At 66.6% G+C, this 22,378-nt stretch carries 21 protein-coding genes; 11 read left to right on the plus strand and 10 right to left on the minus strand.

Annotated features, from left to right (window positions below):
* Positions 1-17: 17 nt before the first annotated feature.
* The 9 genes from shn_RS22695 to shn_RS22735 form a co-directional block, all read right to left on the minus strand.
* Positions 18-614: a DJ-1/PfpI family protein gene (locus shn_RS22695; RefSeq protein WP_064332799.1), complete on the minus strand. Its 597-nt coding sequence runs from the start codon at positions 612-614 to the stop codon at positions 18-20.
* Positions 615-709: 95 nt separating this feature from the next.
* A complete protein-coding gene (locus shn_RS22700) occupies positions 710-1,069 on the minus strand; it encodes a cupin domain-containing protein (protein WP_064332800.1) in 360 nt (119 codons plus the stop codon).
* 19 nt (positions 1,070-1,088) lie between these two features.
* Positions 1,089-2,474 (minus strand): FAD-binding oxidoreductase, encoded by a 1,386-nt coding sequence (locus shn_RS22705; RefSeq protein WP_064332801.1) that lies wholly within the window; start codon positions 2,472-2,474, stop codon positions 1,089-1,091.
* Between the two features lie 18 nt (positions 2,475-2,492).
* Positions 2,493-3,599, minus strand: a complete 1,107-nt coding sequence (locus shn_RS22710; RefSeq protein ID WP_064332802.1) for an ABC transporter ATP-binding protein — start codon at positions 3,597-3,599, stop codon at positions 2,493-2,495.
* A gap of 3 nt (positions 3,600-3,602) precedes the next feature.
* Positions 3,603-4,388, minus strand: coding sequence for an ABC transporter permease (locus shn_RS22715; RefSeq protein ID WP_064332803.1), 786 nt, complete (start codon positions 4,386-4,388; stop codon positions 3,603-3,605).
* A gap of 2 nt (positions 4,389-4,390) precedes the next feature.
* Entirely contained in the window at positions 4,391-5,257 is an 867-nt protein-coding gene (locus tag shn_RS22720; RefSeq protein ID WP_064332804.1) for an ABC transporter permease, read from the minus strand.
* Between the two features lie 216 nt (positions 5,258-5,473).
* Positions 5,474-6,511 (minus strand): extracellular solute-binding protein, encoded by a 1,038-nt coding sequence (locus tag shn_RS22725; RefSeq protein ID WP_245337445.1) that lies wholly within the window; start codon positions 6,509-6,511, stop codon positions 5,474-5,476.
* A 78-nt stretch (positions 6,512-6,589) separates the two neighbouring features.
* Complete coding sequence (locus shn_RS22730; protein ID WP_064332806.1) at positions 6,590-7,207, minus strand: helix-turn-helix domain-containing protein; 618 nt, start codon at positions 7,205-7,207, stop codon at positions 6,590-6,592.
* 119 nt (positions 7,208-7,326) lie between these two features.
* Positions 7,327-9,288: an FAD-dependent oxidoreductase gene (locus shn_RS22735; protein ID WP_064332807.1), complete on the minus strand. Its 1,962-nt coding sequence runs from the start codon at positions 9,286-9,288 to the stop codon at positions 7,327-7,329.
* A 224-nt stretch (positions 9,289-9,512) separates the two neighbouring features.
* Between shn_RS22735 and shn_RS22740 the strand changes: the two genes are divergently transcribed.
* Complete coding sequence (locus shn_RS22740) at positions 9,513-10,118, plus strand: helix-turn-helix domain-containing protein (protein WP_084438386.1); 606 nt, start codon at positions 9,513-9,515, stop codon at positions 10,116-10,118.
* Positions 10,119-10,120: 2 nt separating this feature from the next.
* On the opposite strand, the gene shn_RS22745 is transcribed toward shn_RS22740, so the two are convergent.
* Positions 10,121-10,999, minus strand: coding sequence for a LysR family transcriptional regulator (locus shn_RS22745; RefSeq protein ID WP_245337446.1), 879 nt, complete (start codon positions 10,997-10,999; stop codon positions 10,121-10,123).
* A 253-nt stretch (positions 11,000-11,252) separates the two neighbouring features.
* Here shn_RS22745 and shn_RS22750 point away from each other — a divergent pair, with 253 nt between their 5' ends.
* From shn_RS22750 to shn_RS22795, 10 genes are all read left to right on the plus strand, one after another.
* Positions 11,253-12,038 carry a transporter substrate-binding domain-containing protein gene (locus tag shn_RS22750; protein ID WP_245337447.1) on the plus strand — a complete coding sequence of 262 codons (786 nt, stop codon included), beginning with the start codon at positions 11,253-11,255 and terminating at the stop codon, positions 12,036-12,038.
* Between the two features lie 125 nt (positions 12,039-12,163).
* Positions 12,164-13,678, plus strand: a complete 1,515-nt coding sequence (locus shn_RS22755) for a M81 family metallopeptidase (protein WP_064332810.1) — start codon at positions 12,164-12,166, stop codon at positions 13,676-13,678.
* 140 nt (positions 13,679-13,818) lie between these two features.
* Positions 13,819-14,865: a LacI family DNA-binding transcriptional regulator gene (locus shn_RS22760; RefSeq protein WP_064332811.1), complete on the plus strand. Its 1,047-nt coding sequence runs from the start codon at positions 13,819-13,821 to the stop codon at positions 14,863-14,865.
* Complete coding sequence (locus shn_RS22765; protein WP_064332812.1) at positions 14,858-15,880, plus strand: ABC transporter substrate-binding protein; 1,023 nt, start codon at positions 14,858-14,860, stop codon at positions 15,878-15,880. The genes shn_RS22760 and shn_RS22765 overlap by 8 nt, the downstream gene beginning before the upstream one ends.
* Positions 15,881-16,125: 245 nt before the next feature.
* Positions 16,126-16,953 (plus strand): ABC transporter permease, encoded by an 828-nt coding sequence (locus shn_RS22770; protein ID WP_064332813.1) that lies wholly within the window; start codon positions 16,126-16,128, stop codon positions 16,951-16,953.
* Positions 16,950-17,726, plus strand: a complete 777-nt coding sequence (locus shn_RS22775; protein ID WP_064332814.1) for an ABC transporter permease — start codon at positions 16,950-16,952, stop codon at positions 17,724-17,726. Before shn_RS22770 ends, shn_RS22775 begins: the two co-directional genes overlap by 4 nt.
* Complete coding sequence (locus shn_RS22780; protein WP_064332815.1) at positions 17,719-18,747, plus strand: ABC transporter ATP-binding protein; 1,029 nt, start codon at positions 17,719-17,721, stop codon at positions 18,745-18,747. Before shn_RS22775 ends, shn_RS22780 begins: the two co-directional genes overlap by 8 nt.
* Before the next feature lie 5 nt (positions 18,748-18,752).
* Complete coding sequence (locus shn_RS22785; RefSeq protein ID WP_064332816.1) at positions 18,753-19,676, plus strand: nucleoside hydrolase; 924 nt, start codon at positions 18,753-18,755, stop codon at positions 19,674-19,676.
* Positions 19,673-21,463 (plus strand): adenine deaminase, encoded by a 1,791-nt coding sequence (locus shn_RS22790; protein WP_064332817.1) that lies wholly within the window; start codon positions 19,673-19,675, stop codon positions 21,461-21,463. The genes shn_RS22785 and shn_RS22790 overlap by 4 nt, the downstream gene beginning before the upstream one ends.
* Complete coding sequence (locus shn_RS22795; protein WP_064332818.1) at positions 21,460-22,362, plus strand: DMT family transporter; 903 nt, start codon at positions 21,460-21,462, stop codon at positions 22,360-22,362. Before shn_RS22790 ends, shn_RS22795 begins: the two co-directional genes overlap by 4 nt.
* Positions 22,363-22,378 lie beyond the last annotated feature (16 nt).

The raw sequence follows: 22,378 nt of genomic DNA on the forward strand, positions 1-22,378 counted from the left end.
CTCCCTTGTCCGTCTCCTCAGGCGGCGTCCGTTTGTAGCAGAGATGCGGCGTCCAGCACAGCCATGAACTGGCGCAGCCAGGAGGGGTGCGCCGGCCATGCGGGCGCGGTGACCAGATTGCCGTCCGAGACCGCATCATCGATGGCGATATCCGCATAGATGCCGCCGGCAAGCTCCACTTCGGGGCGGCAGGCGGGATAGGCCGAGCAGGTGCGGCCCTTGAGGACGCCGGCCGCCGCGAGAAGCTGCGCGCCGTGGCAGATGGCCGCCACCGGCTTGCCGGCCTCGAAGAAGTGCCGCACGGCCTTGAGGACATCCGGGTTGAGGCGCAGATATTCGGGCGCCCGGCCGCCGGGGATGACAAGCGCGTCGTAATCCTCCGCGCGGATGCTGGAGAAGGTGGCGTTGAGCGTGAAATTGTGGCCGCGCTTTTCGGAATAGGTCTGGTCGCCCTCGAAGTCATGGATGGCGGTCGCGACGGTCTGGCCGGCATTCTTGCCGGGGCAGGCGGCATGCACGGTATAGCCGCAGGCAAGCAGCGTCTGGAACGGGACCATGGTTTCATAGTCCTCGGTGAAGTCGCCGGTGATCATCAGGATTTTCGAAGCTGGCATCTGTTCCTCCCAAAACCAATGGGAGGAGTTTAGCAAGACTGGCGGGCGAGCGGGTACTAAGGGGATACTACAGGGAAAATTCAGGTCAGGCGCCTTCAGACGCCCCTTGCCACCATCGTATAGATCTTGCGGGTCTGCTCGTGGATCGTCCATTCGCCGCGCCAGCCGAGCGGCAGGACGAACATCTCGCCCGGGCCGATCCGACGGCTCGTGCCGTCGCCGTTGTGCAGCGTCACGCGGCCGGAAAGGATATGGCAGATCTCCGCGATCTCGCTGCGGTCGGCGGTGAAGCGGCCGGGCGTGCATTCCCAGATGCCGGTTTCCATCTTGCCGTCCGGGCTCGTCCAGAGGGGCAGGGTGGCCTCCTGCTGATCGCCCTCGATGGAGGTCGGCTTCGGCGCGAAGGCGCCGATATCGCGTTGGAGGAGGTCACCGAAATTTTCGAAGCTGATCATGGTCTGTCCCGTATCTGGCTCAGTGGCCGGTGATGCTGTCGGCGAGCGCCGCGAGTTTGGAGGTGCGCGACAGGCCGGAAAACTCCCGGTCGTCCGCCATGCGGTAGAGCTGGTACATCGAATGCACGCCGAGCCAGCGGAAGGGCTCCGGCTCCCATTTGCGCACCGTGCGGTTGACCCAGGGCAGGCCGGTCAGCTCCGTCTTGCGATCCAGCACCAGGTCGCAGAGCGTGCGGCCGGCAAGGTTCGAGCTGGAGACGCCGAGGCCGACATAGCCGCCGGCCCAGCCGATGCCCGTCGCTCGGTCGAAGCCCGCCGTCGTGCACCAGTCGCGCGGCACGCCGAGCACGCCGCACCAGGCATGGTCGATCTTCAGCGCTTTCGTCTGCGGCAGGAGGCGAGTCAGGATGCCATGGAGCGCGTCGATCGTCGCCTGCTGCGTCCGTCCGTTGACGTCCGTCGCCGAGCCGTAGCGATAGGGCACACCGCGTCCGCCCATGGTGATGCGGCCCTCGCGGGTGCGCTGGGCGTAGCAATAGGCATGCGCCGCATCGCCGAGCAGTTCGTGGCCTTCCCAGCCGATCTCCTTCCACACCGCGTCCGGCACGGGTTCGGTGACGATCTGCGCGCTGTTCAGCGCCAGCCAGGTCCGCTCGAAGCCGGGCAGGCCGGCGGAAAACCCCTCCGTGGCGCGGATGATTTTTGGCGCACGCACTATGCCGCGGTCGGTTGTAACGCGGCCCTGTTCGAAGCGGATGACGGTCGTGCCCTCGTAGATCGACACGCCGAGGCCTTCGACCACCCTGGCGAGGCCGCGCACCAGCTTGGCTGGCTGGACGCGCGCCATGTTGCGGTAGAGCACGGCGCCCTTGAGATCGGCGATGCGGATGCGCTTTGCGGCATCCTCCGCCGAGAGCAGTTGCAGACGCTCCGGCGGAATCTGCCAGTCGAGGCCGAACCGGTATTCCTCGCGCACCCTTTCGAGCTGGGCCGCATTGGTGGCGACGACGAGCTTGTCGACGCGGATGAGGTCCGCGTCGATGCCTTCGGCCCGGGTGACGCGCTCGACCTCGTCGACCGTGCCCGCCATGGCATTCTGCAGATCGACGACCGCGCCGCGGCTGGAGGTCTTCTCGTATTTTTCCCGCGACCAACTGAAGCCGCCGGAAAGCCAGCCACCGTTGCGCCCGGAGGCGCCGAAGCCGGCGAACTCCCGTTCGAGCACGACGATGTTGAGCGAAGGGTCCGCCTTCTTCAGGTAGTAGGCCGTCCACAGGCCGGTATAGCCCGCGCCGATGATGCAGACATCCGCCTCGCGGTCGCCGGGCAGGGGAGGGCGCTTTTGCGGTATGCCGCCGATATCGGCATACCAGAAGGAAATGTCACCGTTGGTCTTGACGTCCATGGGAAAGGCTTTCGGGGTTCAGGTCAGCGTCACGTCGGCGCTGGCATCATCGGGAAGAAGGGTGAGATCGGTGGGCAGGAAGGCGATGTCGGCGGTATCGCCGATCGCAAAATCGGTCGCGCCGAGGGGGCTGCGCACCACGGCGATCGTTCCGTCTGCCAGCCGCACCTCGTATTTCGAGCCGGAGCCGAGATAGATCGCCTCGGTGACCGTGCCGGAAAGGCGGTTTTCGCCCGTCAAGGCGTCCGCGCCGGGGCGCTTCAGCCCCACGCGCTCGGGCCGGAGCAGGATGACCGGGCGGGCCTCGCCGGGAAGGCGGCCCTGGGCGAAGATCCTCTGGCCGCCGATGGTCATCACCGTGCCGTCGCCGGCGGCTTCGGACTTGCCGCGCAGGACGGTGGAATCGCCGATGAAGCGGCCGACGAAGAGGGTCGCGGGATGATCGTAGAGTTCGCGGCCCGTGCCGATCTGCTCGATGCGCCCGCCGTTGAAGACGGCGATGCGGTCGGAGAGGACGAGCGCTTCCTCCTGGTCGTGGGTGACGTAGACGAAGGTGGTGCCGAGCTCGCGGTGGATGCGCTTGATTTCGAGCTGCAGCCATTCGCGCAGCTTCTTGTCGAGTGCGCCGAGCGGCTCGTCCATCAGGAGGAGCGGCGGATCGAAGACGAGGGCGCGGGCGAGCGCCACGCGCTGCTGCTGGCCGCCGGAGAGTTCGTTCGGGTAGCGATGGGCGAAATCCGCCATCTTCACCATGTCGAGGGCGCGTTTCACCCGCTTCTCGCGGTCGTCGCCCTTGATGCCGCGCAGCATCAGGGGATAGGCGACGTTCTTTCCGACCGTCATGTGCGGGAAGAGGGCGTAGTGCTGGAAGACGACGCCGATGTTGCGCTTGTGCGAGGGCAGGCCGGTGACGCTCCTGCCGCCGATCTCGAGCGTGCCGGAGCTGATGTCGGTAAAGCCGGCGATGAGGTTCAGCGTCGTCGTCTTGCCGGAGCCGGAGGGGCCGAGCAGCGTCATGAACTCGCCGGGGCGGATATGGAGGTCGATGTCGTTGAGGGCGGTGAAGGCGCCATAGCGCTTGGAGGCCTTGCGGATTTCGATGGCGGCGCCAGCGGATGCGGTCATGGGTCAGGTCCTTGCGCGGCGCATGCCGAGAAGCAGGCCGGCGATGATGATGAGCGAGGTCGCGAGGAACAGCAGCGTGCCGACGGCGGCGACGGTCGGGTCGGCGTCGCGGGTGATCGAGGTGTAGATCTGCACCGGCAGCGTCTTGAGATAGGGGCTGGTGATGAACAGCGCCACGATGATCTCGTCGAACGAGGTGATGAAGGCGAAGAGCGCGCCGGAGAGGATGCCGGGCAGGATGAGCGGCAGCGTCACGGTGCGGAAGACGGTCAGCCGGCCCGCGCCGAGGCTGGCGGCGGCGGTCTCCAGCCGTCGGTCGAAGACCTCCAGGCTCGCCTGCACGGCGATCAGCACGAAGGGGATGGCGAGCATGGTGTGCGCCAGCACGAAGCCGGTGACCGTGCCCACCAGATGCGTATCGAGATAGACCGCGTAGATGCCGATCGCCAGCACCACGCCGGGCACGACCATCGGCGTGATGAGGAGGGCGCGCAGCAGGCCGCCGGTACGCGCCGCTGCGCGGGAGACGCCGAAGGCGGCGAGCGTGCCGACCACCGTCGCGACGACCGCGACGATGAGCGCGATGACCAGCGAATTGGAAAAGCTCGTCGTCCAGTCGGGATTGCGGAAGAAGTTGTCGTACCATTGCCAGGAGAAGCCCACCGGCGGGAAGGCGAGCGACTTGTTGCCGTTGAACGACATCGGGATGACGACCAGCGTCGGCGCGAGCAAAAGCACCGCGACGAGCAGGCAGAACAGGCCGAGAAGGATGCGGGGGAAGGAGGGCATTTTTACGCCTCCCTGCGGGTCGAGGAATGTTTCTGGCGCATCAGCGGGGCGGCGATGGCGAGAAGCACGAAGGTTGCGACGAGGAGGACGACGCCCATCGCGCCGCCACGGCCCCAGTTGAGCAGGCTCAGCACCTGGTTCTGCACCAGCGAGGAGAGCAGGATGCTGCGCGGACCGCCGAGCAGGGCCGGCGTGATGTAGAAGCCGAGCGACAGGATGAAGACGATGATCGCGCCGGCATAGACGCCGGGCAGCGACAGCGGCACGTAGATCTGCAGGAAGGCTCTCCAGGGTTTTGCGCCGAGGCTGCGGGCGGCCTGGAGAAGGCGTGTGTCGATGCCCTTCATCACGGAATAGATCGGCAGGATCATGAAGGGCAGCAGCACCTGCGTCATGCCGATGACGACGCCGGGGAGCGTGCGGATCAGCTTGACGGGCGGCAGGCCGAGGCCGCGCAGGAAGGAATTGATGACGCCGGAATCCTGCAACAGGATGACCCAGGCGAGCGTGCGCACCACGCCGCTCAGCCAGAAGGGTACGAGCACGCAGAGGATGAGCGCCAGCCGCAGGTTCCTGCCGACGATGGTCATGGCATAGGCGTAAGGATAGGCGCAGATGAGCGAGACGAGCGTCACCCAGGCGGCGACGACGAAGGTGCGTTGCAAGACGGTGCGGTTTACCGCGGACTGGAAGAACCAGACGTAATTGTCGAGGCCGGGGGCGGGATCGGTGAAGCTGCGCACCACGACGATCGCCAGCGGATAGGCAAGCGCGAGGAGCAGCACCAGCACGGCGGGCGCCGCGAGCCACACTGCGCCGCGCGGGCGCCATCGCGTGAGGAGAGCGGGCCTGTCAGGCGTATCGGTCAAGGTCGTCTCCTGTGGCTCGGTTGGGTTTCTGCATCCGGTTCGAAGATTCCTGGGTTCGGCCCCTCATCCGGCTACCGCCACCTTCTCCCCGCAAGCGGGGAGAAGGGTTATGCCGCGCCGTTTTCCTCCGTCCCGAACGTCCGGTCTGGCAGGTCCCCTCTCCCCGCTTGCGGGGAGAGGGTTAGGGTGAGGGGCAAATCCAAAGACGATTCAGCCTCAATTGCCGGAAAGCAGCGCGTTCCACTTCTCGGCTGCGAGGTCGAAGTTCTCCACCCAGAACGGGATGTTCTGCTGATAGCCCTGTGCGATGCGTTCGGGCGTCGAGGTGAGGAACGACGCGGTGATCTCGTCGACCTGCGGCTTGGCGTCCATGTGGATCGGCGTGTAGGAGGTCTTCTCGGTCAGGATCTCCTGCGAACGCTGGCCGAGATAGGCGTTGAGCAGCGCATAGGCCGCATCCGTGTCCTTGACGCCGACCGGGATGGTCATCTGGTCCATGACGACCAGCCAGTCCTGCCAGACGGGGGTATAGGCCGCGCCGTTCTTCGCGGCGGTCATCGCGCGGCCGGTCCACATCATGATCATGTCGGCCTCGCCGGATTCGGCGAGCTGCTGGGATTCGGCGCCGGTCTTCCAGTAGATCGTGTCGGGGCCGAGGTCGCGCAGCTTCTGGATGCCTTTCTCGATGTCGTCAGGCGTTATCGCCTTCGGGTCGCCGCCGGCCGCCTTGAAGGCCTGCTCGATCAGGCCGCCGGTCGGATCGCCGCTGCCGTCGATGGCGCGCGAGCCGGGGAATTTCTCCGTATCGAAGAAGTCCACCCAGTTCTGCGGCGGATTGTCCTTGTAGGTCTCGGTCTTGTACATGAAGATGACGCCATAGTTCATCGCCGGGACCGAGCATTCGCCGACCTGTCCGGGCGGGATCTTCGAGACGTCGAGCTTGGAAAAGTCGAGTTTCTGGAACAGCGTGCCGCAATGGACGTAGGGCGGCAGGTCGGCGGTGTCGACCACGTCCCAGGTGACGTTGCCGGCATCGACCTGCGCCTTCAGCTTGGCGATTTCCGTCGGGCCGTCATTGAGCAGCGTCACGCCGGATTTCTCCACGAATTCCTGGAGGGCAGCCACCTGGCCGTCCTGGTAGATGCCGCCGTAGGAGACGAAGGTCAGCGTCTTGCCCTCAAGGGAGCCTTCCTTTACCGCGCCGGCGACCGGCGTTTCCTGTGCGAATACCGGCAAGGCCAGGGCGCACGTCATCGTCAGGGCCAAAGCCCCCGCAAAATTCCTCATCGTTGATACTCCCAGTAGCGCTCGCGTGCGTTGTTCCTGCCGCGGTTACGAGCCCGCCCGTGGCAGGTATTTGTCGAGGTCGTCGGCGACGCTTGTCGGCGGCGCGATCATCCACAGGACTTCGGCCGGTTCCGCGCCGATATTCACGGTCTTGTGCGGAACCGAGGTCGGATATTCGATGCTGTCGCCGGCCGACAGCACATGGCGCTCCTCGCCGAGCGTGAGTTCCACCTCACCGCGCAGGACGAAGAAGAGTTCGTGCGAATCCCCATGGCTGTAGGGCTTTTCCCCCGTCGAGCCGCCCGGATCGAATTCGCCGATATAGACTTCCATGTCGCGGATCGGTCGTCGCGACAAAAGCATCTTTCGATAGCCCTCGGCCGGCGGCAGCGCCGGGCGTTCATGCTTGCGCAGCACGCGGCCGACGGGCGGGGCCGCTTCCTCGAAGAGGTCCGTCAGGCTGATGCCGAGCGCGCCGGCAATGCGCATCAGCGTGCTGATATTGACGCCGCTGAGCCCCCGTTCCAGCTGGCTCAGGAAGCTCGCGGTCGTGCCGGTGGCCTCGCCCAGCGTGCGCAGGGACATGCGGCGGGCGGTGCGGAAGGCCTTCACCTTCTCGCCGACGGCAGCCTGATTCTTCGTCGCAACCGCGATGTCGTCCATGGCCTCGCTCCTCACTTAACAAGGTATTAAGTGAACGGCATTTTGGCAACCGCTAAAATCGACGGGCGACGATTTTTCTGTGGCCGCGCCGGATCCACCCCCGGCAAGCTGAGGGCGCCCTACAGGGCGGTGCCCACCTTCAGCCCGTCATAGACCGCTTCTTCCGCTGTTCGTGGCGCCAGGCAGTCGCCGATGAGATGGACCTCCGGCACCAGCCCGGCAAGCATCGTCCGCAGCTCGTCCGCCGGCGTATGCCCGAGACAGAGCACGAGCGTATCGATGCCTTCGAAGACGATCGGCTGCTCGCTGACGGTGTGCTGCAGGTAGACGGTGCCGCTGTCGCAGCCGTAGAGCCGGGCATAGGGCGTGATGCCGACACCCTTCCCGTGCAGTTCGGCGGCGATGTTGTCGCGCACGTAGAGCGGCAAAAGCTCGCCGGGATGGGTGCCGTTGACGGCGAGCTCGACGCTGCAGCCGTTGTCGACGAGCAGCTCGGCGATGCCCGGGCCGATCCAGTCGCAGCGCCAGTCGGCGACGACGACGCGGCCGCCGGTCTTGACCTCCCGGCGCAGCACCTGCCAGGCGTCGACCACCTGGACGCTGTCGTCGGCGGGGATTTCGGGCATGTAGGGCGTGGCGCCGGTCGCGAGCACGACGGCATCGGGCTTTTCGCGCTCGACGAGGGCCGCATCGACCCGAACGCCCTTGACCACGCGCACCTGCGCCAGCTCCAGTTCACGCGAAAGATTGGTGATGATGCCGCCGAATTCGGCGCGGCGCGGCAATTGCTGGGCGAGCAGCGCCTGTCCGCCGAGCTGGTTCGCGGCTTCGTAAAGTGTCACCTGATGGCCGCGGGCGGCGGCGGTCGCGGCCGCCTTCATGCCGCCCGGCCCGCCGCCGATCACCATGACCTTCTTCGGTGCGGCCGCCGGCACCAGCGTACCGAAGGCAAGCTCGCGGCCGGTTTCCGGATGCTGGATGCAGGAGATCGGCACGCCGCGGTGAAAATGGCCGATGCAGGCCTGGTTGCAGGCGATGCAGGCGCGGATGTCGTCGGTGCGGCCTTCCTCGGCCTTAGCCGGCATCTCGGGATCGCAGATCAGCGCGCGGGTCATGCCGCAGACATCGGCCGCGCCCGCGGCGATGACCGCCTCGGCCTCGTGCGGCTGGTTGATGCGGCCGGCGACGAAGACCGGCACCTTCAGCGCTTGGCGGAAGCGGGCGGCGTCGCTGGAAAGGTAGGCGTTGCGATAGGCCATGGGCGGCACGATATGCACCGCGCCGCCGAGCGAGGCGGAGGTGCCGGCCGTGACATTGACATAGTCGACCAGCGGTTCGAGCAGGCGGCAACCCTCCAGCGCCTCGTCAGGCGTGAGGCCGTTCTCGTCGCGGTCCCCGGCGCTGATGCGCAGGCCGACGACGAAATCCTCCGATGTCGCCGCACGGATCGCCTTCAGCGCTTCCGCGGCAAAACGCAGCCGGTTCTCCAGCGATCCGCCATAGCCGTCCGTCCGCCGGTTGACGCGCGGGTTCAGGAACTGGGCCGGCAGATAACCGTGGCTCGCCACCAGCTCCACGCCGTCGACACCGGCTTCATGCATGCGCCGGGCCGCCGCGCCGTAGCCGGCGACGATCTCGTCGATCATCGCCTGGTCGAGCGCGCGCGGCATGACGCGAAACCGCTCGTTGGGCGTGACGGAGGGCGCATAGGCGACCGTCAGCAGCCCGTCGCCGCCTTCCATGATCTCTCGGCCCGGATGGAAGAGCTGCGAGAAGAGCGCGCAGCCATGGGCATGGCAGGTTTCCGCCAGCGTGCGGTAGCCGTCGATGCAGCCGTCGTCCGTCGCCATCAGCATGTGCGAGGTATAGCGGGCCGTCTCGTGCACGCCGGCCACCTGGCTGATGATGAGGCCGACGCCGCCCTTCGCCCGCGCCGCGTGATAGGCGACAAGGGCCTCGTTGACGCGCCCGTCCGTCGGCAGCGTCGTGTCGTGGCCGGTCGACATGATGCGGTTCTTCAGCCGCACGCCGCGGATCGTGAGGGGCTGGAACAGGTGCGGGAAGGCGGCGGGCGCGCTCATGCGGCGCTCCCGGTGTTGCGACAGTGGCGCATGGCATGCCTGATCTGCACGATCCCGATCATTCAGTCCTCCCATCCCGAGCGAGCGAAACGAGGTGGTTATATTTTATTCAAAGTAAAAAATCGACGTATTTTTTTACTAAAGGCAAAATCTGTTGCCATGAAGCGCATTCTGGACAACCTTGTGAGCCGATGCGCCAGCGCGGCGCGGGAAGGAAGGCGGCGATGGCGGACGAGAACGTTTCGGGGGCGCATGGCGGCGGGGCCGCGGCCGGTGAGGATCCGGTGCTCGGCGAGCGCATCCGCGGCCTGCGCAAGCGGCGCGGGATGACGCTCGCCCAACTCGCCGAAAGCTGCGACCTCTCGACGGGCTATATCAGCCAGATCGAGCGCAACCTTGCCTATCCGTCCATTCCCGCGCTGGTCGGTATCGCCCGCAGCCTCGGGGTCACCGTGCAGTGGTTCTTCGGCGGCGCGGCGCCGGTGCCGCAGGCCGAGCAGGGCTATGTCATCCGCTACGGCAACCGCCTGCGCATCCAGTACGACGGCGGCATCGTCGACGAGCTGCTGACGCCGAAGATGAGCCTTCAGGTCGAGATGATCCACACCCGCCTGCCGCCGGGCAGCGAGAGCGCGGAGAGCTATAGCCATGCCGGCGACGCCGTGGGGATCGTCATGGCCGGCGAGCTCGAAATATGGGTGGGCGAACGACACTTCCACCTGCGCGAGGGCGACAGCTTCTCCTACTCCGCCGGCGAGCCGCATCGCTATCGCAATCCGGGAAGCCGGGATGCCGTCGTGCTCTGGGCGATCAGCCCGCCCAGCTTCTGACGTCAGCGCACGGTTTCGATTTCCCGGAGCAGCCAGTCGCGGAACCGGGCGAGGGCGGGGTTTGCCTCCATGCTTTCCTTCGGGCAGAGGAACTTGTAGGATTCCTCCGGCTGGAAGGTTTCTTCCGAAAGCACGCACAGGGTGCCGCGCGCAATGTCCGCCTCGACGAAGGCGCGGTGCGAGAAGCCGATGCCATGGCCGGAGCGCGCGGCGGCAAGCAGCGTGTGCTGGTCGTCGAAGAACAGGTTGGCGTTCGTCTGCGTTTCCTGCAGGTTGTTGTGGGTCAGCCAGTTCTTCCAGTCATCGGCATTGCGATAGTGCAGGCGCGCGACGCTGCGGCTGAAGAGCAGGTCGCTGGCCTGCTTCACGCTGGCGAGCAGCGCCGGGCTGCACACCGGGACGAGGCGCTCGCGCAGCACCTCGACGGCGTAGTCTCCCGCCGGCGGATGGATACAGTACTTGATCTGCGCGTCCTCGCGCTCGACCGCGCCGCTGCGCGCCTCCAGATTGCTGAGATGGAGCTGGATGCCGGGGTTCTGTTCGAGGAAGCCGGCCATGCGGGGCACCAGCACCTCCATGGCGAAGAAGGGGCCGGTGCGGATGCGCAGGACCTTCGTCTCCGTCTCCTGGCCGATGAGCGAGAGTACGTTGGCGACATCATCGAAGGCGCGGGCGCAGGCGTCGAGCAGCAGGCTGCCTTCCGCGGTGAGGCTGACGCCGCGCGAATTGCGCTCCAGCAGGCGCCGGCCGAGCCGCTCCTCGAGCTGCTTGATCTGATGACTGACGGCGCCCTGGCTGACGGCGAGCTCGCTCGCCGCCGCCGTGAAGCTCCGGTGGTGGCCCACGGCCTCGAAGGCGCGCAGCGCGCGCAGATTGGCCAAGTGTCGACGATGGTGCCGGTCTGTCATCGAACCATGAAGAAAACTAATGATTGGGAATATATCTTTTGCATTGTTGTGCCGCCGGCTCAACGGTAATCCTACACGGGCAGAACGAAACCGACCGGATGCATCGTTCGCCAAGACCCAGGAAATTCAGGTTGTTTCTTTTGCCTTGGCGTTTTGCGCCGGAGGGAGGGGCTGTGGGCGAGGCAAGCCGGCGACACAACACGATGAGGGAACGATGATGAGAAAAATGGCGCTCCATGCGTGCACGGCGGCCGCGATCGTCCTGTCGGGAGCGGTCTCGGCCGCGGCCGAGACGATCCGCATGGGCGCGGAGGGGGCCTATCCGCCCTTCAACTACGTCGCCGAGGACGGCCAGCTCAAGGGCTTCGACATCGATATCGGCAATGCGATCTGCGCCGAGCTGAAGGCCGAATGCGAATGGAGCACCAACGAGTGGGACGGCATCATACCGGCGCTCCAGGCCGGCAAGTTCGATATCATTGCTTCTTCCATGGCGATCACCAAGACGCGCATGGAGCAGGTGAGCTTTTCCGATCCCTACTATTTCAACGCCATGCGTTTCGTCGCCCTGAAGGAGCTGAACCTTGAGGAGGTCAAGCCCGATGCCGTCAAGGACCTGGTGATCGGCACGCAGTCCGGCTCGATCGCCACCGACATGCTGAAGGACTTCTTCCCCGACAACGAGGTCAAGCTCTATCCGACGCTCGGCGAAGCCTTCCTCGACATGAGGACCAGCCGCCTCGATCTCCTGGTCGAATCGAAGATCGCCATCGCCGACTGGCTGGCCGATGGCGAGGATTGCTGCGTCTTCGTCGGGGAGGAGTTCCTGCAGGATGGCACGCTCGGCGCGGGCCTCGCCTTCCGCAAGGACGACGATGCCCTGCGCGAGCGGGTGAATGCCGCCCTTGCCGAACTGGTGCGCAACGGCACCTATGAGACGATCCGCAAGGCGTATTTCGACTTCGACATCCGCGAGAAGCCGAAGAATGCGAGCGTGCTCTTCGGCGGATAACCGGCTCTGAAAGGACGAGGTCTGCCAGCGGGCCTCGTCCGTCGTCTCGCCTGCCCGGCTCGGGGCATGATCCGCTCTCTCCCGTCTCTTTCATTGCCCGCCCGGCGAGGGCGGGAAGGGTATTCATGTCCTATCGTGTCGCTATCATCGAGTTCATCAACGAATCCAACACCTTCACGCGGAAGCGGACCGGGATCGGCGATTTCCATGCCTCGCATTATTTCAAGGGCGACGAAATCCCGCTGAATTTCGAGGGCACGGGATCGGAAGTGGGCGGGGCAATCGAGGTTGCCCGTGCCAGGGGGTGGACGCCGGTCTATATCGTCGCCGCCCATGCCGAGCCGAACGGCATCATCCTTGAAGCGGCGCGCACCGAGATCACCCGGGAATGCCTGCGCCGGCTGAAGGAAAGCGGACCGTTCGACGGGATCTTCGTGGCGCTGCACGGTGCGATGGTGACGGAGACGGACGAGGACGGCGACTGCCAGTTCCTGCGCGAAATCCGCGCGGTGGTCGGGTATGCGGTGCCGGTCGCCATCACGCTGGACCTGCATGCCAACATCTTCGACGAGCTGGCCGATCTCGCGCAGATCGCCGTCTCCTTCCGCACCTATCCGCATGTCGACATGCGGGAGGTCGGCGTCGAGGCCTGCGACCTGCTGCACCGGGCGATGGCCGGCGAGATCGCGCCGAAGCTCGCCATCCGCCGCCCGCCCATGCTGCTCGGCTGCGACGACGGGCGCACGACGGACAACGGGCCGATGTGCCGCCTCCTGGAAAGGGCCGCGGCGGAAGCGGCCGTGCCGGGCATGCTCGCCGTCTCGATCAATGCCGGTTTCACCGATGCCGATGTCTGGGCCGCCGGGCCGAGCGTCGTCGTCACCTATGACAGCGCGGCCGTGCCGGCCGTGGCGGCGGAGGGCGTCGGCGAAAGGCTCTGCGCGGCCATCTGGTCCTTCCGCAACGAATGGACGCAACCGGTGCCGCTGGCCGAATGCATCGCGGCGCTGAAGGCCGCCGATCCCAGGGACGGCATTGTCGTGGTGGCGGATTTTTCCGACAATCCCGGGTCGGGCGCCTATAGCGACTGCACGGCGCTGATCGCCGCCATGCTGGAAGCGAGGCTGACCCATGCCGCCGCCGGGGCGCTGCTCGATCCCGAGGCGGTGCGTAAGATCGCGGCGGCCGGCGTCGGGGCCGAGGTCACGGTGACGATCGGCGGGCGCACGGATCCGGCGGTCGGCGGCGGTCCCCTGACGGTAACCGGCACGGTGATGGCGGTCACCGACGGCAGGTTCGTCTTCGAGGGGCCGATGTTCACCGGCCTGCCCGGCACCTGCGGCAGGAGCGTTTGCCTGCGCGTCGGCGGGCTCGACGTCATGATCGTTTCCGAGCGCATGCAGATGCTGGACAAGAACATCTTCCGCGCCGTCGGCATCGAGCCGACCGAAAGGGCGATCCTCGCGGTGAAATCCATGCAGCACTTCAAGGGCGCCTTCGGGCCGATCGCCGCGCGCATGATCGTGACGGATGCCGGCGGGCTGAGCTCGCCGGATCTGGCGCGCCGGACCTATACCCATCTTCGCCGCCCGGTTTTTCCGCTGGATCCTGAAGGTTTTGCAGTGACGGGGGCAGCCTGAGGCCCCAGCCATACGTCGGTGGCCCGCGCCTGGAAGGGCGCCGGCGCAGATTGTTTTCCACCGGCAGGAAACAGCGGTGATTGACAATGTTTTAAACTGTGCTAATGTGATTAAACGTTTAATCACATCGATGAGCAGCCGTGAAGCCTTCGCGACCCAACCTTTCGGAACTGGCGCGCCACCTCGGAGTGTCGATCGCGACGGTATCGAATGCGCTGTCGGGCAAGGGGCGCCTGTCGCCGGACCTCGCCAGGCGCATCCGCGATGCGGCGGACACGCTCGGCTATGTGCCGAGCCAGGCGGGCAGGGCGCTGCGCACCGGTCGCAGCGGCGTGCTCGGCCTCGTCCTGCCCGATATCGGCAATCCGCTCTATCCGGAGATCGCGCAGGAGATCGAGCGCGTGGCGACGGGGGCGGGCTACGGCGTGCTGATCGCCAATTCGCGCGACGAGATCGCCGCACAGGACAAGGCGATCTTCCAGCTCATCGAGCGCGGCGTCGACGGCATCGTCATCGTTCCCCGCCGCGGCACGAAGGTGCCGGAAACGCGCTGCCCCATCGCCATCATCGACACGCCGACGACGCCGCGCAACACCGTCTCGGCGGATCATTTCGCCGGCGGCGCCGAGGTCGCCGGCCACCTTGCGGCGCTCGGGCACGGCAGGATCCTTCTGATCGGCGACGATCCGAGCTCGAACGTGCAGAACGCCCGCATCAACGGCATGCGCTCGAAGCTGTCGGGCATCGAGACCGAGACCATCTGGATCGTCGAGCTTGAGGCCCGGCACGGCAAGGGCTGCGCGCTCGGGCTTGCGGACTGGCGCAAGCGGGGCTTTACCGCCTTCGCCTGCGTTTCCGATCCCCACGCGCTACGCGCGCTCACGGAGCTGCAATCGGCCGGCATCGCCATTCCGGCGGAGGCCAGCATTACCGGCTTCGACAATCTGCAATGGTCGTCCTTCATCTCGCCGCCACTGACGACCGTGAAGATGAACATGCCGGAAATCGCGACGCTGGCGCTCGATGCGCTGGTCGAGGCGATCCAGTCCCGCGAGGCCTCGGACGACACGCCGAGCCCGCCCGTCACCGCTCGAAGGGCCGCCGTGCCGATGGAGCTTGTCATCCGCCGTTCCAGTGGTCCCGCGCCATCTGCCGGTTTTTCCCAGGAGGAGTCCCCGCATGCATAAGAAAGTACTGGCCGCCAGCGTCTTCTGGCTCATGAGCGGTGCGCTCGCATCCGCCGAGGAGCAGACGCTGACCATTTCCGTCTATGGCTTCGTCCAGGAGGAATTCACCGAGGCGCTCTACAAGCCCTTCGAGGCGGAATGCGGCTGCAAGCTGGTCGTGGAGACGGGCAACAGCATCGAGCGCCTTGCCAAGCTCGAAGCCAACAAGGATGCCCCGGTCATCGACATGGCCGTCTTCTCGCTCGCCGACGCGCTTTCCGCCGCGCGCAAGGGCCTGACCGACAAGATCGATACGGCGAAGCTCTCCAACTACGACAAGCTCTACGATTTCGCCAAGGACCCGAACGGCGACGGCATGAGCGTCGGCTACACCATCTACAAGACCGGCATCGCCTATCGCACCGACAAGATGACGGTGGAATCCTGGGCGGACCTGCTGAAGGACGAATATGCCGATCACGTCGCCCTGCCGAACATCACCACCAACCAGGGCGGGCCGGTGCTGAACATGATCGGCAAGGCGCTCGGCAAGGAATCGCCGGACCTGAAGGAGGCCATGGCCGCCGTCGGCGAGAAGCGCGACGCGTTCGTCACCTTCTACGTCAAGAGCTCGCAGCTCGTGCAGCTCATGCAGCAGGAAGAGATCTGGGCCGCGCCGATGGGTCACTTCTCCTGGGCCGGCATTTCCAAGCTGGACCTGCCGATCGGCTGGGCCGCCACCAAGGAAGGCGATGCGGGCGACATGAACGCCATGGTGCTCGTCAAGGGCTCGAAGAACCAGGAACTGGCGCTGAAGTTCATGGACTTCTGGCTCTCGACGCCGATGCAGACCAAGATCGCCGAAATGCTGATCGACAGCCCGGCGAACAAGGAAGTCGTGGTCGCGCCGGAAATCGCCGAGAAGCTCACCTACGGCGCCGACGTCGCCAACAAGCTGACCTTCCTGCCGGCCGCGACGACCCTCGACTACCGCGAGAAGTGGCTCGCCGAGTGGAACACGGCGGTCGCGCAGTAAAGGCGTCCTGAACCGAAGGCGATCGCATCAAATTGCCCCTCACCCTAACCCTCTCCCCGCAAGCGGGGAGAGGGGACATGCCCCATGAACCGTTGAGGAACTGGGGAAACCGGTACGGCATATCTCCTTCGCCCCGCCTGCGGGAAGAAAGTGGCCGGCAGGCCGGATGACGGGCAATCTCCACATGCGATCGTTCCTGCGCTTCCCACCACCCCGAACGCTGCCCCCTTTCGGCAGGAGCACGCATGTTTCAAAATCGCGCTGAAGCCCTGGCGCTGGCCTTGCCGGCCGCCGTCTTCGCCACCGTCATCTTCCTGGTGCCGGTCGTCATCGTGCTGGCAGAGGGCTTCCGCAGCCCGGCCGGCTGGACCTTCTCGGCCTACACCAACTTCTTCTCCGAGCCGCTGAACCGGCTCGTGCTGGTGCGCACGTTCAAGCTCGGCATCGCCGTGACGGTGGTGTCCGCCATCATCGGCTATGCCGCGGCCTTCGCCATCGTCAATCTCAGCGCGTCCGGCAAGGGCCGCATGATCGGCCTCATCTCGCTGCCGCTGATGATCTCGCCGGTCGCGCGCACCTATGCCTGGATCGTCATCCTCGGCCGCACCGGCATCGTCAACCAGGCGCTGCAGGCCGTCGGCCTCAGCGACGAGCCGATCCGCCTGCTCTTCACCGAGACGGCGGTCTTCATCGGCCTCCTGCAGCTCTTCCTCCCGCTGATGATCCTGTCGCTGATCAGCGCGCTGGAAAACATGCCCAAGGATGCCATCCTCGCCGCCCGGGTGCTCGGCGCCAACTGGTTCCAGGTGTTCTGGAAGGTCATCCTGCCCTTGACGCGCGAAGGCCTCGTCGTCGGCGGCACCCTGGTCTTCACCGGCTCGCTGACGGCCTATATCACGCCTGCCATACTCGGCGGCTCCAAGGTCCTGATGCTGGAGACGCTGCTCTTCCAGCGCGTCACCGTCGCCAACGATTTCGTCTCTGCAAGCGTCATCGCCTTCATCCTGATCGCCATGTGCTTTGCCGCGAACCTTCTCCTGAAACGGCTCGCCACCGCGAGGAACAAGCGATGAACCGCACGCTTTCCTTCTCCATCCTCACCGCGCTGATCGTCTTCCTGATCGGCCCGTTCCTGATCATCGTCGCCGCCTCGCTTTCGGCCGGCGATACGCTCGCCTTCCCGCCGCAGGGCCTGTCGCTGCGATGGATCGTCAAGGTCTTCACCGTCGAGAGCTTCCGCGACAGCTTCATCATGTCGATGATCCTTGCGGTCGGCGGCACCTTCGTCGCGCTCCTGCTCGGCGTGCCGGCGGCCTACGCGCTGTCGCGCTACAAGCTGCCCTTCGGCGAGGTGGTGAGCACCGTCGTCACCCTGCCGATCATCGTGCCGGGCATCATCGTCGGCCTCGCGCTCCTGCGCTACCTCGTCGTGCCCTTCAGCTTCTCGATCGGGGTAGCGCTGTTCCTTGCCCATACGGCCCTCGTGCTGCCCTATACGGTGCGCGTCGTCTCTTCTTCCTTCAACAACCTGCGCTCCGACATGGAAGAGGCGGCGGTGCTGCTCGGCGCCACCCGTCTCGGCGCGTTCTTCATGGTGGTGCTGCCGAATATCCGGGCGGGCATCCTTGCCGCCTTCATCCTCGGCTTCGTGACGAGCTTCAACCAGGTGCCCGTCTCGCTGTTCCTCTCGGGTCCCGGCGTGCGCACGCTGCCCATCGACATGCTCTCCTACATGGAAACCACCTACGATCCCTCCGTTGCTGCGCTGTCGGCGCTTCTCGCCCTGATGTCGATCGGCATCGTCTTCCTCGCAGAACGCTTCCTTGGATTCTCCCGCTATGTCTGATCGCGCCTTCCTCTCGCTTGAAAACCTGACGCTCTCCTACGGCAACTCGATCGCCGTGGACAAATTCAACCTGGATATCCGCAAGGGCGAGCTCGTCGCCTTCCTCGGCCCCTCCGGCTGCGGCAAGACGACGACCATGCGCTCGATCGCCGGCCTTCTCGCGCCGACCTCCGGCCGCATCACGCTCGACGGCACGGACATCACCCGCGTTTCCGCCAACAAGCGCAATGTCGGGCTGGTCTTCCAGTCCTACGCGCTCTTCCCGCACCTGACGGTCTTCGAGAACGTCGCCTTCGGCCTGCGTTTGAAGCGCATGCCGGCCGCCGATATCGAGGCGCGCGTCACCGCCGGTCTGAAATCCGTCGGCCTTTCCGCCTTCTCCGGCCGCAAGCCTGCCGAACTCTCCGGCGGCCAGCAGCAGCGCGTGGCGCTCGCCCGCTCCATGGTGATGGAGCCGAAGGTACTCTTGCTCGACGAGCCCCTCTCCAACCTCGATGCGCGCCTGCGCGTCGAGATGCGTGCCGAACTGCAGCGTGTGCAGAAGGAGACCGGCGTGACCATGATCTTCGTCACGCACGACCAGGCCGAGGCCCTGTCGCTCGCCGACCGCATCGTGGTCATGCGCGAGGGCCTGATCGAGCAGATCGGCACGCCGGAGGAGATCTACAACAATCCCGTCTCCTCCTTCGTCGCCGATTTCGTCGGCTTCGAGAACGTCTTCGCGCTGTCCGATGGCAAGCTCGCCACCCCCGCCGGCGCGGTCGCCCTCCACGAGACCCTGCCCCGGAACGCCGCCGGCTTTGCCTGGCGTCCCGCCGGCGTGGCGCTGGATACGGGCCCGTTCAAGGGCCGGGTGAAGAGCGTTTCCTTCACCGGGAATCTCCGCGAATACCTGCTCGACACGCCGCTCGGGCCTATCACCGCCGAAGTCAGCGCCGCGCTGCCGGTCCATGAACTCGGCACGGAACTTTCCTTCGACCTGCCGCTGAAGGCGGCCGCGCCGCTCCAGCGCTTCGCGTGACCGCCATGGGCGTCTGGATCGATACGGACATGGGTTTCGACGACATCGCCGCCATCCTCGTGGTGGCGCATGCGAGGGAACCCGTCGACGGCGTTTCGCTGGTCTTCGGCAATTCCGGTTTTGCGCGGGTGCGCCAGAACGCGGCCTCGGCCGCCGCTGCCTTCGGCTGGACCTTTCCCATCCACGACGGCCGCGCCCTGCCGGTCCTGGGCCGTCTCGAAACCGCGGAGAACATCCTCTCCGAAGCCGGCATGCTGACCGCCGGCCGCAGCCTGCCCGCCGCCCCGTTGTTGCCGGAAAGCGATGCCTTCGCCGCCCTCTGCCATTGGCTGGAGACGGCGGAAAGCCCGCGCCGCATCCTCGCCCTCGGACCGCTCACCAACATCGCCGCCCTGGCGCTCGCGCGGCCGGACCTTGCGAAGAAGATCGACGATCTCACCTGGATGGGCGGCGGCGTCACCGCCGGAAACCACACGGCCTCTGCCGAATTCAATGCCTTCGCCGACCCGGAAGCGCTCGCCATCGTGCTCGCCCACGGCCTGCCGTTGCGCATGGTCGATCTCGATCTCTGCCGCAAGGTCATCGCCTATCCGGACGACGCCGCGCCCGTCCGTGCCGCGGGTGGCCGGAATGCCGAGCTGCTGGCCGACCTTCTCGCCGGCTACACCTCCATAGGGACGAGTCGCGGCCGCCCCGGCATGGCGATCTACGACCCTTGCGCCGCTGTCGCCTTCGTGCGGCCGGCGGCCGTGACCTTCACCGCGGCCCGCATCGACGCGGAGCTTTCCGGCGTGCTGACCCGGGGCCGCACCGTGGTGGATCTCCGTGCGCCCGAGGAAAGGCGCAACGCCGCCTTCGCCTCCGATATCGACGTGGACGCTGCCCGTGCCCTCATCCTCGGCGCGCTGATCGCGGAGGCGCGGCGATGACCGGCCGGACCGACGCCCGCGATCTCGACGACGAAACCTTGAGGGAAAACGCCGTCGCGGCCGCCCGCGGCGACCGCGCCTTCGACATCCTCATCCGCGGCGGCATGCTGGTCGACATGGTGACGGGCGAGCGGCGCCCCGCCGATATCGGCCTCGTCGGTCCGCTGATCGCCAGCGTCCACGTGCCGGATGCCAGGCGAGATGCCGCGGAAACGATCGATGCCGCAGGGCTTTTCGTCTCGCCCGGCCTCATCGACACGCATATGCATGTCGAAAGCTCGATGATCACGCCCGCTCGCTATGCCGCGGCGACCCTGCCGCGCGGCGTCACGACGCTCGTCTGGGATCCGCACGAGCTCGGCAATGTGCACGGCGTCGCCGGTATCGACTGGGCGGCGGAGGCGGCGCGCGTGCTGGCGCAGCGCCATGTGCTGCTCGCGCCCTCCTGTGTGCCGTCGGCGCCGGGCCTGGAACTGGCCGGTGCCGATTTTCCGGCCGAAACGATCGCCGCGCTGCTCGCCCGCCCGGAGATCGGAGGTATTGCCGAGGTCATGGACATGCGCGCCGTCATCGAGGGGCGGGCGCGTATGAGCGCCATCCTCGCCGCCGGCCGCCGCGCCGGCAAGCCGATCCACGGCCATGCCCGCAGCCTGGAAGGCGCCGACCTGCAGGCTTTCGTCACGGCGGGCATCAGCTCCGATCACGAGATCGTCTCCGGCGAGGACCTGCTGCAGAAGCTGCGTGCCGGCCTCACCATCGAACTGCGCGGCTCGCACGATCACCTGCTGCCCGAATGCGTCGCCGCCCTCAACGTGCTGCCGCAGTTCCCGCAGACGGTGACGCTGTGCACCGACGACGTCTTCCCGGACGATCTTTTCCATGCCGGCGGCCTCGATGACGTGGTGCGCCGCCTCGTGCGCTACGGAATGAAGCCGGAATGGGCCCTGCAGGCCGCAACGCTGAACGCCGCCCGCCGCATCGGCCGCGCCGATCTCGGCCTCATCGCCCCCGGCCGCCGCGCCGACATCGTGCTTTTCCGGGACCTTGCCGATTTCCACGCGAAGCTGGTCTTTTGCAGCGGCCGTCTCGTCGCCCGCGACGGTGCGCTCATCGAAGCGGCGGAGGAAGTCGATGCGGCGCCGCTCCGCGGTTCCATGCATCTCTCGCCGCTTGCGGAAAATGATTTCCGCATTCCCTGCGCGGGCGGCGAGGCGACCGTCGCCCTCATCGCAAGACCGCGCTTCACCGAATGGGCCGAGGCCGTCGCACGGGTCGAGGACGGTTTCGTCGTCCCTCCCGCCGGCGCGACGCTCATTGCCGTGGTGCACCGGCACGGCAAGGTGGATGCGCGCCCGCGCGTCGGCTTCCTCTCGGGCTGGGGCGAATGGCGCGGCGCGCTTGCCACCACCGTCTCGCATGACAGCCACAACCTTACGGTCTTCGGCGGCAATGCGCGGGACATGGCCGTCGCCGCCAATGCGGTGATCGCGGCTGGCGGCGGCATGGCCGTCGCGGCCGATGGGAAGGTTTTGGCGCTGCTCGCGCTGCCGCTTTCCGGCCTGATCTCGGATGCGCCGCTCGAGGATGTGGCCGGTGCCTTCTCGGCGCTGCGCGCCGCGGCAGACGGTATCGTCGACTGGCAGCCGCCCTATCTCGTGTTCAAGGCCGTCTTCGGCGCGACGCTCGCCTGCAATGCCGGCCCGCACCAGACCGACCGCGGCATCGCCGACGGCACGACCGGCGTGCTGCTCGAAAGCCCGGTCCTGAGCATCCGGGGCCTCTCGTGAGCACGCCTGCCAACGCCACCGTCCCATCGGCCAGCACCGGTCTGCTGCTGCCGGCGGTCTTCGTGCCGCTCTGGTCGAGCGGCTTCGTGCTGGCGCGGCTCGTCGCGCCCCATGCAGAGCCCCTGACCTTCCTTGCCGTGCGCTTCTTCCTCGCCTTCCTGGCGCTTGCTGCCATTGCCCTGTGGAAGGGCGCGGCCTGGCCGCGCGCGGCGCGGGAATGGCGGCAGGCGCTGCTGGCCGGCGTGCTGATCCATGGCCTTTATCTCGGCGGCGTCTTCTGGTCGGTGGCGAACGGCCTGCCGACGGCGATCTCCGCGCTGATGGCGGGCATGCAGCCGCTGCTCGTGACGCTCCTGGCGGGGCGGCTGCTCGGCGAGCGCATGTCGCGGCGCGGTGCCATCGGCATCGCCGTCGGCGCCCTCGGCACGCTGGTCACGCTGGCGCCGAAGCTCGGCGCGACGGATGCCGGCGGCATTCCCCTCGTGCCGCTTCTCGTCTGCCTTGCCGGGGTGCTTGCCATCACCAGCGGCTCCATTCTGGTGAAACGCACGAAGATCACCGCCGATCCGCTGACCAACACGGCCGTGCAATATATCGGCGCGCTGGTTCCGACGGCCGTCCTCGTGCCCTTCGTCGGCGGACCGGGCTTCGATACGGCGGCGGTGCCGCTGTGGATCGGCCTTGCCTGGTCGGTCTTCGGCATGTCGCTCGGGGCGATCCTGCTGCTCCTGCACATGATCCGCCGCGGGGCGCTGTCGAAAGTGTCCTCGCTCTTCTTCCTCGTGCCCGGCGTCTCGGCCCTGATGGCCTGGATCGGTTTCGGCGAAAGCCTGACCATCGTCCAGATCGCCGGGCTTTGCATCGCGACGCTCGGCGTCTCCCTCGCCAGCCGCGGCTAAACCGACAGGAACCACC

Origin of the sequence: Shinella sp. HZN7, assembly GCF_001652565.1 — a bacterium.
Lineage (GTDB): Bacteria > Pseudomonadota > Alphaproteobacteria > Rhizobiales > Rhizobiaceae > Shinella > Shinella granuli.

What these genes read in the sequence shown, in the direction of transcription:
- shn_RS22790 (WP_064332817.1), top strand. Translation starts at nt 19,673, where the DNA reads ATGACCGGCCGGACCGACGCCCGCGATCTCGACGACGAAACCTTGAGG.
- shn_RS22740 (WP_084438386.1), top strand. Translation starts at nt 9,513, where the DNA reads ATGGCGGACGAGAACGTTTCGGGGGCGCATGGCGGCGGGGCCGCGGCC.
- shn_RS22715 (WP_064332803.1), bottom strand. Translation starts at nt 4,388, where the DNA reads ATGCCCTCCTTCCCCCGCATCCTTCTCGGCCTGTTCTGCCTGCTCGTC.
- shn_RS22765 (WP_064332812.1), top strand. Translation starts at nt 14,858, where the DNA reads ATGCATAAGAAAGTACTGGCCGCCAGCGTCTTCTGGCTCATGAGCGGT.
- shn_RS22785 (WP_064332816.1), top strand. Translation starts at nt 18,753, where the DNA reads ATGGGCGTCTGGATCGATACGGACATGGGTTTCGACGACATCGCCGCC.
- shn_RS22780 (WP_064332815.1), top strand. Translation starts at nt 17,719, where the DNA reads ATGTCTGATCGCGCCTTCCTCTCGCTTGAAAACCTGACGCTCTCCTAC.
- shn_RS22750 (WP_245337447.1), top strand. Translation starts at nt 11,253, where the DNA reads ATGGCGCTCCATGCGTGCACGGCGGCCGCGATCGTCCTGTCGGGAGCG.
- shn_RS22705 (WP_064332801.1), bottom strand. Translation starts at nt 2,474, where the DNA reads ATGGACGTCAAGACCAACGGTGACATTTCCTTCTGGTATGCCGATATC.
- shn_RS22770 (WP_064332813.1), top strand. Translation starts at nt 16,126, where the DNA reads ATGTTTCAAAATCGCGCTGAAGCCCTGGCGCTGGCCTTGCCGGCCGCC.
- shn_RS22700 (WP_064332800.1), bottom strand. Translation starts at nt 1,069, where the DNA reads ATGATCAGCTTCGAAAATTTCGGTGACCTCCTCCAACGCGATATCGGC.
- shn_RS22730 (WP_064332806.1), bottom strand. Translation starts at nt 7,207, where the DNA reads ATGGACGACATCGCGGTTGCGACGAAGAATCAGGCTGCCGTCGGCGAG.
- shn_RS22725 (WP_245337445.1), bottom strand. Translation starts at nt 6,511, where the DNA reads ATGACGTGCGCCCTGGCCTTGCCGGTATTCGCACAGGAAACGCCGGTC.
- shn_RS22755 (WP_064332810.1), top strand. Translation starts at nt 12,164, where the DNA reads ATGTCCTATCGTGTCGCTATCATCGAGTTCATCAACGAATCCAACACC.
- shn_RS22735 (WP_064332807.1), bottom strand. Translation starts at nt 9,288, where the DNA reads ATGAGCGCGCCCGCCGCCTTCCCGCACCTGTTCCAGCCCCTCACGATC.
- shn_RS22695 (WP_064332799.1), bottom strand. Translation starts at nt 614, where the DNA reads ATGCCAGCTTCGAAAATCCTGATGATCACCGGCGACTTCACCGAGGAC.
- shn_RS22710 (WP_064332802.1), bottom strand. Translation starts at nt 3,599, where the DNA reads ATGACCGCATCCGCTGGCGCCGCCATCGAAATCCGCAAGGCCTCCAAG.
- shn_RS22775 (WP_064332814.1), top strand. Translation starts at nt 16,950, where the DNA reads ATGAACCGCACGCTTTCCTTCTCCATCCTCACCGCGCTGATCGTCTTC.